This window comes from Bacillus sp. N6 (assembly GCF_052805735.1).
Genome location: NZ_CM127843.1, coordinates 696,518 through 709,718 on the forward strand (window position 1 = coordinate 696,518; position 13,201 = coordinate 709,718).

Sequence of the window (13,201 nt, forward strand, 5' to 3'; positions counted from 1 at the left end):
GGGTGTTTCTTTTGTGATAGACTATGGACTATGTTTTCTTTGTAAGGAAGCGGGTTATTGTACTTTTTTTATATATGGAATTGATTTCATAAGAGATGAAATTAAAGAAGGAGAAAGAAATGAAATTGTTACAGAAAAAAGAAATTTTACTTATTAGTCTTATGTTATTTTCGATGTTCTTTGGAGCAGGGAATCTTATATTCCCACCTTTTCTTGGATATGAAGCAGGAGAACATGTGTGGATTTCATTAGTAGGATTTATTATATCAGCAACAGGTCTTCCTATATTAGGTGTTATCTCTATTGCAAAAGCAGGAAGTTTTCAAACGTTAGCGGGTAGAGTTCATTCTTCATTTGCAATTATTTTTCCATGTATCGTGTATGTATTTATTGGACCTGGGCTTGGTATACCACGTGCGGGAAGTTTAGCCTTTGAAATGGGGCCAGGTCAGTTATTCCCTGAAGCAGGAAGCGGAGTATTATTGTTTTATACAGTTATTTTCTTTAGTATTGTTTACTGGTTAAGTTTATCACCATCTAAACTAATGGGGTTGTTTGGAAAAGTCTTGACGCCGTTATTATTATGTATGATTGCACTTATTTTTATAAAGAGTATGTTTACAACAGTAGGAGATATGAAAGAACCAATAGGGAACTATGGCCAAGCTCCTATGTTTCAAGGGTTTTTAGATGGATATTTAACAATGGATGCGTTAGCTGCTTTAATCTTTGGAATTGTTATTGCAAATGCATTACGTGCAAAGGGTATTGAAGATGATAAAGGTTTAGCGAAATATATGAGTATTGCTGGAATTGGGGCAGGACTATTATTATCTATTATTTATGTCATCCTTGGATATGTGGGGGCAATTAGTGGCTCATTAGGAACATTTGATAACGGTGCGAAAGTGTTAGCACAAGTTATGATTACATTATTTGGACAGGGCGGAGTCGTTTTATTAGGTCTTATTTTTACTATCGCGTGTTTATGTGTTTCAATTGGACTTGTTACGTCTTGTAGTCAATTTTTTGCGAGTGCATTTCCGAAAGTATCTTATAAAGTGTGGGCATTTATAGTAAGTGTTGTTAGTATGATCTTAGCTAATTTAGGATTAACGCAAATTTTAAAAGTATCAGTACCAATTCTTGGATTTATTTATCCAATTGCATTAACGCTTATTATTCTAGGGTTATTCCATAAGTATATTGGGAGGTATGCATACGTATATGCAGTAACTGTTTGGGTTGTAGCGATATTTAGTGCAATTGATATTTTAAATAAAAATGTAATGATGAATCAGTGGACGTCAGTATTAAAATACATTCCGTTTTATACAGAAGGTGTTGGGTGGATTGTTCCAGCTATTGTAGGCATGTGTCTTGGTTTCATCGTTAGTATTGCTTTAAATAAGAATAAATGAGTAAAAAGGTGTTTTCCTATTTTGGGAAGACACCTTTCTTTTTTTGGGAAAAATACTATTGAAAATGAATAGACTAAGAGTATGATAAAGATAATTGGTAATATATAGGTTTAATGAGAGTTACGAATAAGGGGGTAGCATATGAAGAAGGATTTGGATAAGAAAATAGAAGCACTCGAAACAGCAATTGAAACGATTCAAGAAGCACTTGCTGAATTAAAGGTGAAGCAAAGGGAAATAGAAGTAGAAAACGTTCAGCAACATGTTAGTAAGGAAAAGAAGGAATATATTGAAACGGTAATGGAGGAAAAGCCAAAAGAAGAAATAGTTACGATAAAAGAGCCTGTGCAAGAATGTGAGGTAAAACAAGTAGATATATCTGCTTTTAAACCAGAGCCATTTAATATTATTAAGTTTTGTCAAACGTGGTTACCGCGTGTATTTGTCGGTATTATGTTGCTTGGAGTGATCTGGTTATTTAAAGCAGGAGTAGATGCTGGTTTATTAACACCAGCAATACGAATTGTGTTTGGTATCGCATTATCTATCGGTTTGTATTATATAGGAGATATTCAAATTAAAAGAGAGCGGCAGGCGTTAGGATTAGTATTGGTTGGAGGAAGTATTTCGGGGATTGTTTTAACGACGTTTGCGGCACATTATTTGTATGCATTTATTCCGGCAAGTATCGCGTTTCTCTTTAATATTGCATGGGTTATTTTAGGGATTTATTTAGCGAAAAGATATAACTCGGAATACCTTACTATCTTCGTAGCGGTAGGAGCGTTCTTCGTGCCATTCTTGTTAAATAGTACGACTCCTAATCCTTATATTTTCTTCGGATACGAGACGATATTAACACTTAGTTTATTATGGTATGGATTGAAAAATCGTTATAAATACTTATATATGATTTCTTACGCTGTTGCGGCCATTGTTCTTTTTGTCTTCTTTGCTGTTATGTCAATATTAGTAGAGAACTTGCAAATACAGTTAACGATTGTATATGGTTTGATTCATTTACTATTATTTTGGCATATGTTTACGGAGAGAAGTTTTATACCAGAACCACGTTTGGCGATATTTAGTGCGAATGCAGTTTTCTTTATACTAGCTATTGCCAAAATACCTGATTTTACAACATGGGGATTGATTATTAGTGCAATTGTGCACGCTGCTATGTTTGTGCTTGAGTATAGGAAGAATAGACATTCTATATTTACAAATCTCTTATTTGGTTTCGCGATGGGAGCATTTAGTTTAGCGATTTTATACGAGTATAGTTTAGTGAATGCAGCGATTGTACTATTATTACAAGGTTTCCTCGGCATGGTCACTTCTATTAAAGTAAAACAACAGATAAAATTGTATGTTAGTGCGACGGTTTATGCAATTGGAATGATACAGACGATTTTTAGCCCGTTTGATGAATTTATTTCGGCAGGTTTTGTTGCTCATCTTATTTTAATAGGAACGTTCTATTATTGCATGAGACAAGCGAAAGAAGTGTTAGCGAGTATTGGTAAGTATGTGTACTCTATAGCGCTCTACTGGTTAATGGTCATTGTATTTATTACAATCACTAGAATTGGTGAAGTTCTTTCTACAGATGGAAGTATAATTAGCGTATCTGTATCGTTATTATGGATGATATATGCGTTATTTGCAGTTTGGTTTGGTCGTTATAGACAGATGAATGAAATATTATATGCTGGATTAATCGTATTAGTAGTAACGGTAGGGAAGTTATTCCTACTTGACTTACCAGAGGTATCGATGATGATTAGGGCAGTGTTATTCCTAATCGTCGGTAGTATAGGTATCGTTATTTCAAGAATGTTTTTCTCGAAGGAAGAGAAGTGAGAAGAAGGCAATCCATGTATGGATTGCCTTTTTCATTATTTCTTATTAATCGTTACAGTTTCATTATATTTCGTTGTTGTATTTTGGCGTAGACGAAGAGTTGCTTGTCCAGTTGTATTTGAATCAATCTGTACATTTACAACTTTCTCAGCAGAGCCTAAGCTGTTTGTTGTGAAAGAGAAGGCACTACTATATCCAAAAGCAGATGGCCAAGTGCCGTTTGTATTTTGAATTTTTGCTACTTGTGTTCCACCAGTAGTGAATATACCTAAAGAATAGTTGTTATAAGTTGTATTAGGTAGTAAGTTGTTTACTTGAATCTTCATTTGGAAAATTTCATTGTTTGGTAGAATGCTAGGGTGTGTAACGACGTAGTCGCTTGTTGTTAACGCACCGTTATAACCGTATGAACCTGCTTTAAAAGTATTTGTATTAAACCATTGATAACCTGCATTTGGTGCACTCCAAGGTTCAGGTTGTGGTTCTGTTGATAAGCTTGGCTGTTCAAATGTTTGTAGAGATGTAGGTGAATCAAGCTGTAAACCATTTACTTGATCTAAACTTGTAAATGTCTCTTTATTCGATAACCAATTTACGATGTTTTCTAATAAAATCGCATCGTTTTCTTCTTTATAACCATCGTAAGTTTTCTTTGTTTGGCCAGAATCTTCACGAACGTACTTTGGCGTAGCATCTTCAACAGGAGAAGAGTCACCAATAAAGGCAGCTTTTCCAAGTCCTACTTTTGCAATTGCAGCATATGGGCCTTCTGCAATACCACCGCCATTATAAACGCCACTATCAACAGCGTTATTCCATTTTGATGGATTTTCTGGAAGGTAAACAAGTCCTTTTGCTAGTTTTGGGTTTGTAATTGCTAGAGTAGAACCAGCATGCATTGCTACAGAAGAAACACCTTTTGTAATTCCGAAAGATTGTTCAGGCGATACAATTGTTTTCGCTGAAACATCACCAAGTGCATTGTAGCGGAAGCGAATACCGAAGTTGTCAGATAGCCAATCAGAGCTTTCTACTCCTTGCATAGCTTGTGAATTTGCTTCTTCATTAGACATTCCTTTTGCTGGATTATCCCAAGCACCGCGTCTATATCCATTAAATACTTCAGAAGAGTCCCAGCGATTTTTATTACGATCTGCATTGTAATGATCGGCAATAAAGAAGATACTACCGCCATTTTTTACATATTGTAACATAGCGTCCTGCTCAGATTTTTTGTAAGGAATATTAGCTTCTGGAACGATAAATACATTGTAACCTTGTAAGTCTTCGTACGTAATAGGTGTTGATTTACGAAGTTCTTTTACGTGATAACCGTTTTTTGCAATGCCGTTTCCGAAGTCAGAAAAGCCGCCGTCAATAACCCAGTCAGCTGTCCCAGCAGTTTGACCGTGTGTATTATCGAATAATACTTTCTTCCCATTGTTTTGATTTACAACTTTTGCAGCAATTTCAGGAGCTGGGTCTACAGAGCTTTCGGCATAAGTAGACGGTATGAACGAGGTCCCTATACTTAGTGTAATTGCTGTTGCTAAAGAAAATGTAATCCATTTTTTATTCTTCATAGAAGAATCCCCCTAATAATAAATATATGTGCTTTAATAATGTAATTTATTTTTCTGTAAAAATAAAGACGGAAAACATAAAAAATATTAAAAGATTGTAAAAATACCGTGAATTTTGTTGAGAAATATTTATATAGATATAAAAAAAACCTTCCAAGTAATAAGGAAGGGGTGCTTTGCTTAACTAATTTTTGAGTTAGGTGTTTCATCAATCTTATGAAACCCTTTCATGTAATATACGATTGCTAAGCCGATAAGCCAAATTGGGCCGACAATCAATGCAATTCGTGTATCTTCTGAATACGCCATTATACCTAGTACTAATACAAGGAAAACGAGTGAGAAGTATGAGCTTAATGGGTATAAAGGCATTTTATACGATAACTTTTGTTTATTTTGAGTAGGTAAGCTTTTACGGAATTTAATTTGAGCAACTAATATAATTCCCCAAGTCCAAATTGCGCCGAAAGTTGAAATGCTAGTAAGCCATGTAAATACCTTTGCAGGTACGAGATAGTTTAATATAACGCCAATGAGTAAAACGATAGCAGTTGCTACAATTCCTTGGCTTGGAATGCCATTTTTATTTAAACGACCAAATCTTTCAGGAGCTTTTTTCTGCTGAGCTAATGTAAATAGCATACGGCCTGTACTAAATAAACCGCCATTACAAGAAGAAAGAGCTGCTGTTAATACGACAAAGTTAATAATACCTGCTGCTTTTGCGATACCAATTTGCTGGAATGTTAATACGAATGGGCTTCCTTTCTCACCAAGTTCGTTCCATGGATAAATTGCCATCATAACGAATAGAGCTCCTACGTAGAACAGTAATATTCTCCAAAACACGTTATCAATTGCTTTTGCGAGTGTTTTCTTCGGATTTTGAGCTTCACCAGCTGTGACACCGATTAATTCAACGCCTAAATAAGCGAATAGTACCATCTGCATGGAGAGTAGTAACCCAGAAAAACCATTTGGGAACCAGCCACCATGTGACCAAAGGTTTGAAATGCCAGTAGCGATACCACCGTTTCCGAATCCGAATAAAATAATACCAGCGCCGACCACTATCATACAGATAATTGTGACAATTTTAATGAGAGCAAACCAAAACTCAAGTTCTCCAAATACTTTTACTGATAAGAAGTTAAAAGCGCTCATTAACAATAGAGCAAGTAACGCCCAAGTCCAGCGCGGGATATCAGGGAACCAGTATTGCATGTAAATACCAGCTGCTGTAATTTCAGCCATACAAGTAACAACCCATAAGAACCAGTAATTCCAGCCAGTAATATAACCAGCGAGTGGGCCGATATAATCATATGCATATTTACTAAAAGAACCGGCAACAGGTTGTTCAATTGCCATTTCCCCGAGAGCTCGCATGATGAAAAAAATAACGAGTCCGGCAATCATATAGCCTAGTAAAATAGAAGGACCGGCTAGTTTAATAGCGGAAGCAGATCCTAAAAATAGCCCAACGCCAATAGCTGAGCCAAGTGACATTAAAGTAATATGTCGTTCTTTTAAACCACGATTTAAAGTTCCAGATTTGTTTGTGTGCTGCATAAGAAGAATCCCCCTTGTAGAGTGAACAATATTTGAATGCGTTTACTAAGTATTTAACTATTTCAAATTATAAAACATTTCTATCTGTTATGCTACAAAAATAATCATAATGAACTGTACTACATCTGTACTTGTCAGACTTAAACTTAAAATTCGAACTATTAGGGAATATATTGACTCTTCTTTTTATTGATTGTTAAGATTAAGTATTATATTTTCTCACATACTAGTAAGAAAAGAATGTGTGATAATAATTCAGGTGTAGGAAGGGTACATAAGCATGTTTCAATTACAAAAATATAACACTTCTGTGAAGCAAGAGTTTTTAGCTGGCATCACAACTTTTTTTACATTTGCGTATATTCTTGTCATCAATCCAAAAATATTATCTGATGCAGGTGTACCATTTGACCAAGCGTTTACAGCAACAATTATTGCAACCGTTGTTGGAACAGTAGGTATGGCGATTTTCGCGAATTACCCGATTGTTATTGCTCCAGCTATGGGAATGAATGCATATTTTGCTTATTCTGTTGTACAGAAGGCAGAAGGGATTACATATGTAGTTGCCTTTTCAGCTGTATTTGTAACGGGGATTATTTTTCTTTTATTATCTTTTACTTCGTTTAGGCAAAAGTTAATTTTAGCAATTCCTGATAGTTTAAAGCATGCAATTGCAGGTGGAATTGGACTATTTATTGCTTTTATTGGATTGCGCCTTTCTGGAATTATCGTGGATCATCCTTCTAATTTAGTTACGATTGGTGATTTTCATTCTCCAGCTGTTATTTTAACTTTAATTGGTTTAATATTAGCGGCGGTATTAATGGCATTACGTGTGAGTGGTGCATTATTTATTAGTATGATTGTGACAGGAGTTATCGCCTTCTTTACAGGGCAATTGAAGTTTGCTGATAAAATTGTGGCGATGCCTCATTTGCCAGAGGGTATTATCGTTTCAAACCCAATCAATGCATTTTCAGATGTAATTGAATACGGATTATATGGTGTTGTATTTTCATTTTTACTTGTACTTTTATTTGATACAACAGGTGCATTACTTGGTTTAATTAAACAAGCAGGTTTAATTACAGACAATACAGAGAAGCGTTTTGGTAAAGCGTTTATTGCAGATGCAATTGGCGGGACTACAGGTTCTATCTTTGGAACAAGCCCAACAGCAGCGACGATTGAATCGTCAGCAGGTATTGCTGCAGGTGGGAAAACTGGATTAACAGGGATTGTAGTTGTTGGTCTAACAATTATAACGGCATTTTTTAGTCCTGTTATTGCTTCTTTATCAAGTGTAGCCGCTATTACAGCTCCTTCATTAATTATAGTAGGTAGTTTAATGGCACAAAGCATTCGAGATATTAATTGGAATGAATTTGAAGATGCGTTACCAGCATTTTTAATTTTTATAGGTATTCCGTTAACATCTAGTATTGCGAATGGAATTGCAATTGGATTTTTAGTGTATCCAGTCTTGAAAATTGTGAAAGGGAAAGGGATGGAAGTGCATCCGTTACTATACTTATTTACAATTTTATTTGGATGTCATTTATTCTTATAATATAGGAGAGGGGGCTTCTTATGAGGGGCTCCTTTTTTGTGTATAATAAAGTGAAACTTAAATTAGTAATGTAAAATATAAATTACTTATTGGAATATATATTATAATAAGGGTGGAGGAGAAAGAAACAGTAAACAAAAACATAGACAAAAGTAGGCATATATAGTGAAAAGTAATTATGAAACAATATAAACCGAAAGAATTTTCAGAAATGCTTAATGTCTCTGTTAAGACATTGCAAAGGTGGGACAATCAAGGTGTTTTACCTGCTTACCGAAACCCAAAAGGAAGAAGATATTATACAGAAGAACAGTATAAGAAATATATGGGTATTCAAGAAGAACTTGTTCAGGATTTAATATCTATCATTCATGTATTTAGCTGTAGAATATATGGGTTGAGAAAATACAAAAAGAAAATGTCGGAGGATGAAGACTTATGAAAAGAGCATATTTAATAGAAATCAAACCGACAACTGAACAAATTAGTAAAATCCGTCAAACTATTGGGGTGTGTCGATATGTATATAACCTGTATATCTCTAAAAATAAAGAGGTATATGAGTCGGAGGGGAAATTTCTTAGTGGTTATGACTTTTCCAAATGGTTAAACAACATTCATACAAAAGAGTGTGACCAGTGGATTAAAGAAGTGTCGAGCAAAGCGGTAAAACAAGCGATTATGAATGGACATAAAGCTTTTAAGTGGTTTTTTAAAGGTTTATCTAAGTTTCCACGATATAAAAAAAAGAAGAAGCAAGATGTGAAGTGCTACTTTCCGAAAAACAACAAAACAGATTGGACAGTAGAAAGACATAGAGTAAAAGTCCCTACAATTGGTTGGATAAGGTTAAAAGAGTATGGATATATTTCAAAAAATACAACTGTAAAAAGTGGTACAGTATATCAAAGAGCAGGAAGATACTATGTGTCTATACTCTGTGAAGTGAAAGAGGTAAAACCAAATGCAACTCTCAATACAGTAGGTCTAGGAATTGATTTGGGAATTAAAGACTTCGCTGTACGTAGCGATGGAAAAACTCACAAAAATATAAATAAAACAGTACAAGTAAAAAAGATAGAAAAACGGTTAAAACGTGAACAACGCTCTTTATCACGCAAATTTGAAAATATAAGAAAGAGAGGTGAACAACCTGTTACTAATAAAAGAGCGAATATAAACAAAAATATTCTTAGGGTGCAACAACTACATGCTAGGCTAGCAAATATTCGATTAGCGTATGTAAAGTCTATTGTAAATGATGTGGTGAAAACCAAGCCAACGTTTATTGTAGTAGAAGATTTGAATGTGAAAGGTATGATGAAGAACAAACATCTATCTAAAGCTGTAGCGCAACAATGTTTTTATGCTTTTAAAACATGGTTATTAACGAAATGTAGGGAATATGGAATTGAACTACGGCAAGTGGACAGATTCTATCCATCTTCTAAAATGTGTTCATGTTGCGGTCAAAAAAAGTCGGATTTAAAGCTGTCTGACCGAGTATATACATGTGAATGTGGCAATGTAATAGATAGAGATTTAAATGCGTCAATCAACCTTTTACAAGCAAAAAAATATAAAATACTAACGTAAATAGATTGTATATATGTACGGTGGGCTACATCGGAATTTACGCCTGTGAAGTGTCACAGCAAACTGTAGTAGCAAGTGATTAGCGAGGCAGGGCACGTAGAAGCAGGAATACTCTAAGAATATACATTTGTCTATATTTTTAGTAGCAGGAACATGAATGGCTGTAAGTAAAATAAAAGTCGCGCGTGTTCAGTTAGATTTAACACAGCAAAAATTAGCAGAAAAAGTAGGCGTTACAAGGCAAACGATTAGTTTAATTGAGAAGGGGAAATACAACCCATCTTTAGATTTATGTTTGAAAATTTGTTATGCGGTAGATAAAACATTGAATGATTTGTTTTGGGAGGAAAAGGAGTGATAGGGTGAAAATCGTGAAAGATGAACGTTTAATGATTGAGGGGTTAAAACACATTAGGTTAGTTTTCATTTTACAAAATATCATCATACTAGGCATTGTTTTTTACCGTTATGTTTTGCAAGGAGCAGGATATGAAAGTGTTTCGGATCTATTAATGGTATTTATGGGCGGGGTCGTAGCTATTAACTTCTTAAATTTAAAACATTCTGTAGAGGCATATGAGCATACAGGTGGGGTATCACGTAGCTATTTCATGAAACTATTATTCATTCCGGTAGGTATTGTTATTGGACTGTTAGCTATTTGTATTATTGTAACACCGGATATTTCGATAAAAGCAATTAGTATAACAGCACTTATTATGTTTGCTTGTTTTTTAGTTCCTAGTTTATTTATCTACATATATATGAAAAAGATAAAAAGTGAAGATTGAAATATAAGAAAGGCTTTCCCGTATTGAGGAAAGCCTTTCTTATATCTTTTTATACAGTACTTTATGAAGACCAATCGGTTCAATTTCAAAGATTTCACCATGCTCCTGAAAGTCTAATCGCTTGTAATAGTCAGTTACAGTAATACGGCCATTACACCATAGGATGTTTGCTTTCCGTTCTTTTAAAATTTGTTCTGCCTTCTGAATTAAGGAGCTTCCAGCTCTTTTGTTCCGAAAGTTAGGTAATGTTGCCATTCCTCGTAGTCTATAATGGATACCTTTTTGCAAATCAGGATATATTTCTTTTGAGAAGGAAGCGATGCTAATCAACTCATCGTTTATAAAGGCACCTAAGTGGAATGTGTCTTTTTCGTAATCAGAAGAGTATTTACAGTCTGCTAGGGACTGATTGGGACGCAACACCGCTTGGCGTAATAAGTGTGTCTCGGATGCATCAATATACTGCACAGTAATCATGTTATCATCCTTTCTTATAAACCTTTTTCTATAAGTTGTATAAAGAAGTATGCAGGTGCAGCGAGAAGGCCGAGTATACTAGCGGTTCCGAGAAGGAGTGAAAGAAAAAGGAATGAGTATTTAACTCCATTTGATTTTTTCCAACCATAGCTGCAAATTTCAATGCTAACACCGATGAGAATAATGGCGACGAGTACTTCCGCTAATAATAAGAGAGCTAAAGTTACAATAGACATAATGTAATCCATCCTCATAATATGTGATAGTAACATTTTACCATATGAAATTAAAAAAATGCCCCTCAATTATGTGAGGGGCATTTTTTTACTCTAATATGTTTTTTAGTGTATCGATATGCTCTTTTGAACCTGTTACAAGTAATGTATCGCCGTGTTGTAGTCTTGTATCACCATGTGGTATTAATGCTTTATTACCGCGGTAGATTTGAATGACAAGTACATCACCTAAAAACGGAAGGCGGCGAAGCGCAATGCCGTTATATTTATTGCTGCGTAGTTCAACTTCGCGTACTGTTTCGTTTGCTGTTGTAATTAAGCGAACGAGACTAGGTTTATCAATAAGTGCACGTAATAAAATACGTGTAGAGTTAATTGTTGAGAATACAGCGATATGTTCTTGTGTTGCTTTTTCTTGTAGAAGTGGATCTTCTACACTTGCAATAACATGTTCAACACCTAGCTCTTTTGCATGTTCTGCTAATAATAAGTTTTGTTCATCATCGCTTGTTGCAACAACGACGCGATCTGCATCAAATGCTGTTTGTTCAGTTAATGATGCGATTGTGATGTCATCTAATTTCACGATAGGGAAGTCATGCGATTTCGCTTCCTCATCATTTATTTTGTTTTGACGCATCATATATAGCGTTACGTCATAATCTTCTCGTTTTAAATCTAGTGATAACGGAAGGGTAATTCTGCTCGCGCCAATAATAGCTACTTTTGGTTTTGGTGTTTCTACTTTTGGGAACATTTTTTTAAACAATATAGGTGCAAAAATACAAGTAATAACTGCGCTTAAAATAAGAGAGGCAGATAAACTTGGACTGATGATCCCTAGTTTTTCACCAATTTGTGCAGCCGCGATAACTAAAGAAAGTGTCGATGTTAATAAGATTGCACTTCCAAGTACGATATTACGTGGATACCATTTTCGTAAGACGAGTGATGGTAAGAGTTTTGAAATAAAGAGCCCTACAATTAAGATTGGGATCATTAGCATGCTAGAAGGCTCTTTAAAAATAGACCATACCTCTAGATTTACACCAACCATTACGAAGAAAATAGGGATGAAGAAACCATAGCCGATGGAATCAAGTTTTTCCACCATATCTTCATTAGGTGATAATAACGATACAAGTACACCTGCTAAGAAGGCACCTAAAATATTTTCTGCTCCAACAGATTCCGATAACCCAACTAAGATTAAAATGAGTGCAAAAACAGCCCGTGTATCAATTTGTACACTACCAGCTTTTAAACTATCTAAGTATGGAATGTTTTTAAAGCGTTTTGCAATAAAGTAAATGACAATACCGGCACCGAATAGAAGAAGTAAGAGCCACATACTTTGGCCGCTTTCGGAATTTAATCCGACGAAAACAGCGAGTAAAATCATTGTAACTAAGTCTGCAATAACAGCAACTAATAAAATGATTTGTCCGATTGCAGTTTTTCCTAGGTTGTTCTCTTTTAGTGTTGGTACAACAACACCTAAAGAAATAGTTGAAATAATTAAAGTCATGAACATTGCATTATCTACAAATCCTAGCCATACGAATAGTAATGATAGGGCATAAGATAAGATGAAAATAAATAAGAAGATAATGCTTGCTGCTTGAAATGTATTTGGTTCGTTTGTCGTATTTTTTTTCCCTTTTTGTTTAAAGATAGAAAAATCAATTTCTAAACCGCTTAAGAACATGAGGAAGATAAATCCTAATGTTGATAAAACTTGAAGCCACATATCTGGCTCAATAATATTAAACCCACTTTTACCTACAAAGATTCCTGCAATAATTTCTGCAACGACAACAGGAAGTGCTTTTAATTTAAAGCGTTGTAACAAAAGGGGAACGAAAAACGCGATTGCAACGACAACCATAAGTGATAGAACAGAAGTATGATGTTCCATTGCGTTCTCTCCCTTCAAATAAATATAGTACCTATTTAGCCATATAATAGGTAGAAAAGCAACGCATATGGATTCGATTTCATAAAGAAAGACTTTTCTTAACATTTGTCATAATAAGTATATTCTTCATGATTCTGCTGTTAATTCCGTAATGTGGATGTAATAGGGGAG

General features: G+C 34.9%; 12 protein-coding genes. 7 read left to right on the forward strand and 5 right to left on the reverse strand.

Annotated elements, in window-relative coordinates:
- The first annotated feature begins 119 nt into the window (after positions 1-119).
- Together brnQ1 and ACUXVC_RS03510 are read left to right on the forward strand one after the other, a co-directional pair.
- Entirely contained in the window at positions 120-1,421 is a 1,302-nt protein-coding gene (gene brnQ1, locus ACUXVC_RS03505) for a branched-chain amino acid transport system II carrier protein BrnQ1 (protein ID WP_089170426.1), read from the forward strand.
- 141 nt (positions 1,422-1,562) lie between these two features.
- On the forward strand, positions 1,563-3,284 hold the full coding sequence (locus ACUXVC_RS03510; RefSeq protein WP_098126222.1) for a DUF2339 domain-containing protein: 1,722 nt from the start codon (positions 1,563-1,565) through the stop codon (positions 3,282-3,284).
- 35 nt (positions 3,285-3,319) lie between these two features.
- Here ACUXVC_RS03510 and ACUXVC_RS03515 read toward each other — a convergent pair whose 3' ends face one another.
- Together ACUXVC_RS03515 and ACUXVC_RS03520 are read right to left on the reverse strand one after the other, a co-directional pair.
- On the reverse strand, positions 3,320-4,867 hold the full coding sequence (locus tag ACUXVC_RS03515) for a DNA-binding protein (protein ID WP_446025919.1): 1,548 nt from the start codon (positions 4,865-4,867) through the stop codon (positions 3,320-3,322).
- Positions 4,868-5,047: 180 nt separating this feature from the next.
- Positions 5,048-6,439: an amino acid permease gene (locus ACUXVC_RS03520; RefSeq protein ID WP_001164892.1), complete on the reverse strand. Its 1,392-nt coding sequence runs from the start codon at positions 6,437-6,439 to the stop codon at positions 5,048-5,050.
- A 280-nt stretch (positions 6,440-6,719) separates the two neighbouring features.
- Here ACUXVC_RS03520 and ACUXVC_RS03525 point away from each other — a divergent pair, with 280 nt between their 5' ends.
- The 5 genes from ACUXVC_RS03525 to ACUXVC_RS03545 all read left to right on the forward strand — a co-directional run bounded on the left by ACUXVC_RS03525 (position 6,720) and on the right by ACUXVC_RS03545 (position 10,399).
- Positions 6,720-8,012 carry an NCS2 family permease gene (locus ACUXVC_RS03525; RefSeq protein WP_144561083.1) on the forward strand — a complete coding sequence of 431 codons (1,293 nt, stop codon included), beginning with the start codon at positions 6,720-6,722 and terminating at the stop codon, positions 8,010-8,012.
- Positions 8,013-8,190: 178 nt separating this feature from the next.
- The gene (locus ACUXVC_RS03530) at positions 8,191-8,454 is read left to right on the forward strand and encodes a MerR family transcriptional regulator (RefSeq protein ID WP_000816201.1); all 264 of its coding nucleotides are present in this window, start codon (positions 8,191-8,193) and stop codon (positions 8,452-8,454) included.
- Positions 8,451-9,608 carry an RNA-guided endonuclease InsQ/TnpB family protein gene (locus ACUXVC_RS03535; RefSeq protein ID WP_144465665.1) on the forward strand — a complete coding sequence of 386 codons (1,158 nt, stop codon included), beginning with the start codon at positions 8,451-8,453 and terminating at the stop codon, positions 9,606-9,608. The genes ACUXVC_RS03530 and ACUXVC_RS03535 overlap by 4 nt, the downstream gene beginning before the upstream one ends.
- A 157-nt stretch (positions 9,609-9,765) precedes the next feature.
- Positions 9,766-9,966, forward strand: a complete 201-nt coding sequence (locus ACUXVC_RS03540; protein WP_000301177.1) for a helix-turn-helix transcriptional regulator — start codon at positions 9,766-9,768, stop codon at positions 9,964-9,966.
- A 4-nt stretch (positions 9,967-9,970) separates the two neighbouring features.
- Positions 9,971-10,399 (forward strand): hypothetical protein, encoded by a 429-nt coding sequence (locus tag ACUXVC_RS03545; protein ID WP_144465664.1) that lies wholly within the window; start codon positions 9,971-9,973, stop codon positions 10,397-10,399.
- A 39-nt stretch (positions 10,400-10,438) separates the two neighbouring features.
- Here the strand turns inward: ACUXVC_RS03545 and ACUXVC_RS03550 are convergent, their stop codons facing one another.
- The 3 genes from ACUXVC_RS03550 to ACUXVC_RS03560 are packed head-to-tail and all read right to left on the reverse strand — an operon-like array spanning position 10,439 to position 13,030.
- Entirely contained in the window at positions 10,439-10,876 is a 438-nt protein-coding gene (locus ACUXVC_RS03550; RefSeq protein ID WP_000633846.1) for a GNAT family N-acetyltransferase, read from the reverse strand.
- A 14-nt stretch (positions 10,877-10,890) separates the two neighbouring features.
- Positions 10,891-11,148, reverse strand: coding sequence for a DUF4022 family protein (locus ACUXVC_RS03555; protein WP_071714271.1), 258 nt, complete (start codon positions 11,146-11,148; stop codon positions 10,891-10,893).
- A 52-nt stretch (positions 11,149-11,200) separates the two neighbouring features.
- A complete protein-coding gene (locus ACUXVC_RS03560; protein WP_000399979.1) occupies positions 11,201-13,030 on the reverse strand; it encodes a monovalent cation:proton antiporter family protein in 1,830 nt (609 codons plus the stop codon).
- Positions 13,031-13,201 lie beyond the last annotated feature (171 nt).

Excerpts from the sequence above, each read along its gene's own strand:
- brnQ1 (WP_089170426.1), top strand. The coding sequence starts at position 120 with ATGAAATTGTTACAGAAAAAAGAAATTTTACTTATTAGTCTTATGTTA.
- ACUXVC_RS03510 (WP_098126222.1), top strand. The coding sequence starts at position 1,563 with ATGAAGAAGGATTTGGATAAGAAAATAGAAGCACTCGAAACAGCAATT.
- ACUXVC_RS03515 (WP_446025919.1), bottom strand. The coding sequence starts at position 4,867 with ATGAAGAATAAAAAATGGATTACATTTTCTTTAGCAACAGCAATTACA.
- ACUXVC_RS03520 (WP_001164892.1), bottom strand. The coding sequence starts at position 6,439 with ATGCAGCACACAAACAAATCTGGAACTTTAAATCGTGGTTTAAAAGAA.
- ACUXVC_RS03525 (WP_144561083.1), top strand. The coding sequence starts at position 6,720 with ATGTTTCAATTACAAAAATATAACACTTCTGTGAAGCAAGAGTTTTTA.
- ACUXVC_RS03530 (WP_000816201.1), top strand. The coding sequence starts at position 8,191 with ATGAAACAATATAAACCGAAAGAATTTTCAGAAATGCTTAATGTCTCT.
- ACUXVC_RS03535 (WP_144465665.1), top strand. The coding sequence starts at position 8,451 with ATGAAAAGAGCATATTTAATAGAAATCAAACCGACAACTGAACAAATT.
- ACUXVC_RS03540 (WP_000301177.1), top strand. The coding sequence starts at position 9,766 with ATGGCTGTAAGTAAAATAAAAGTCGCGCGTGTTCAGTTAGATTTAACA.
- ACUXVC_RS03550 (WP_000633846.1), bottom strand. The coding sequence starts at position 10,876 with ATGATTACTGTGCAGTATATTGATGCATCCGAGACACACTTATTACGC.
- ACUXVC_RS03555 (WP_071714271.1), bottom strand. The coding sequence starts at position 11,148 with ATGTTACTATCACATATTATGAGGATGGATTACATTATGTCTATTGTA.
- ACUXVC_RS03560 (WP_000399979.1), bottom strand. The coding sequence starts at position 13,030 with ATGGAACATCATACTTCTGTTCTATCACTTATGGTTGTCGTTGCAATC.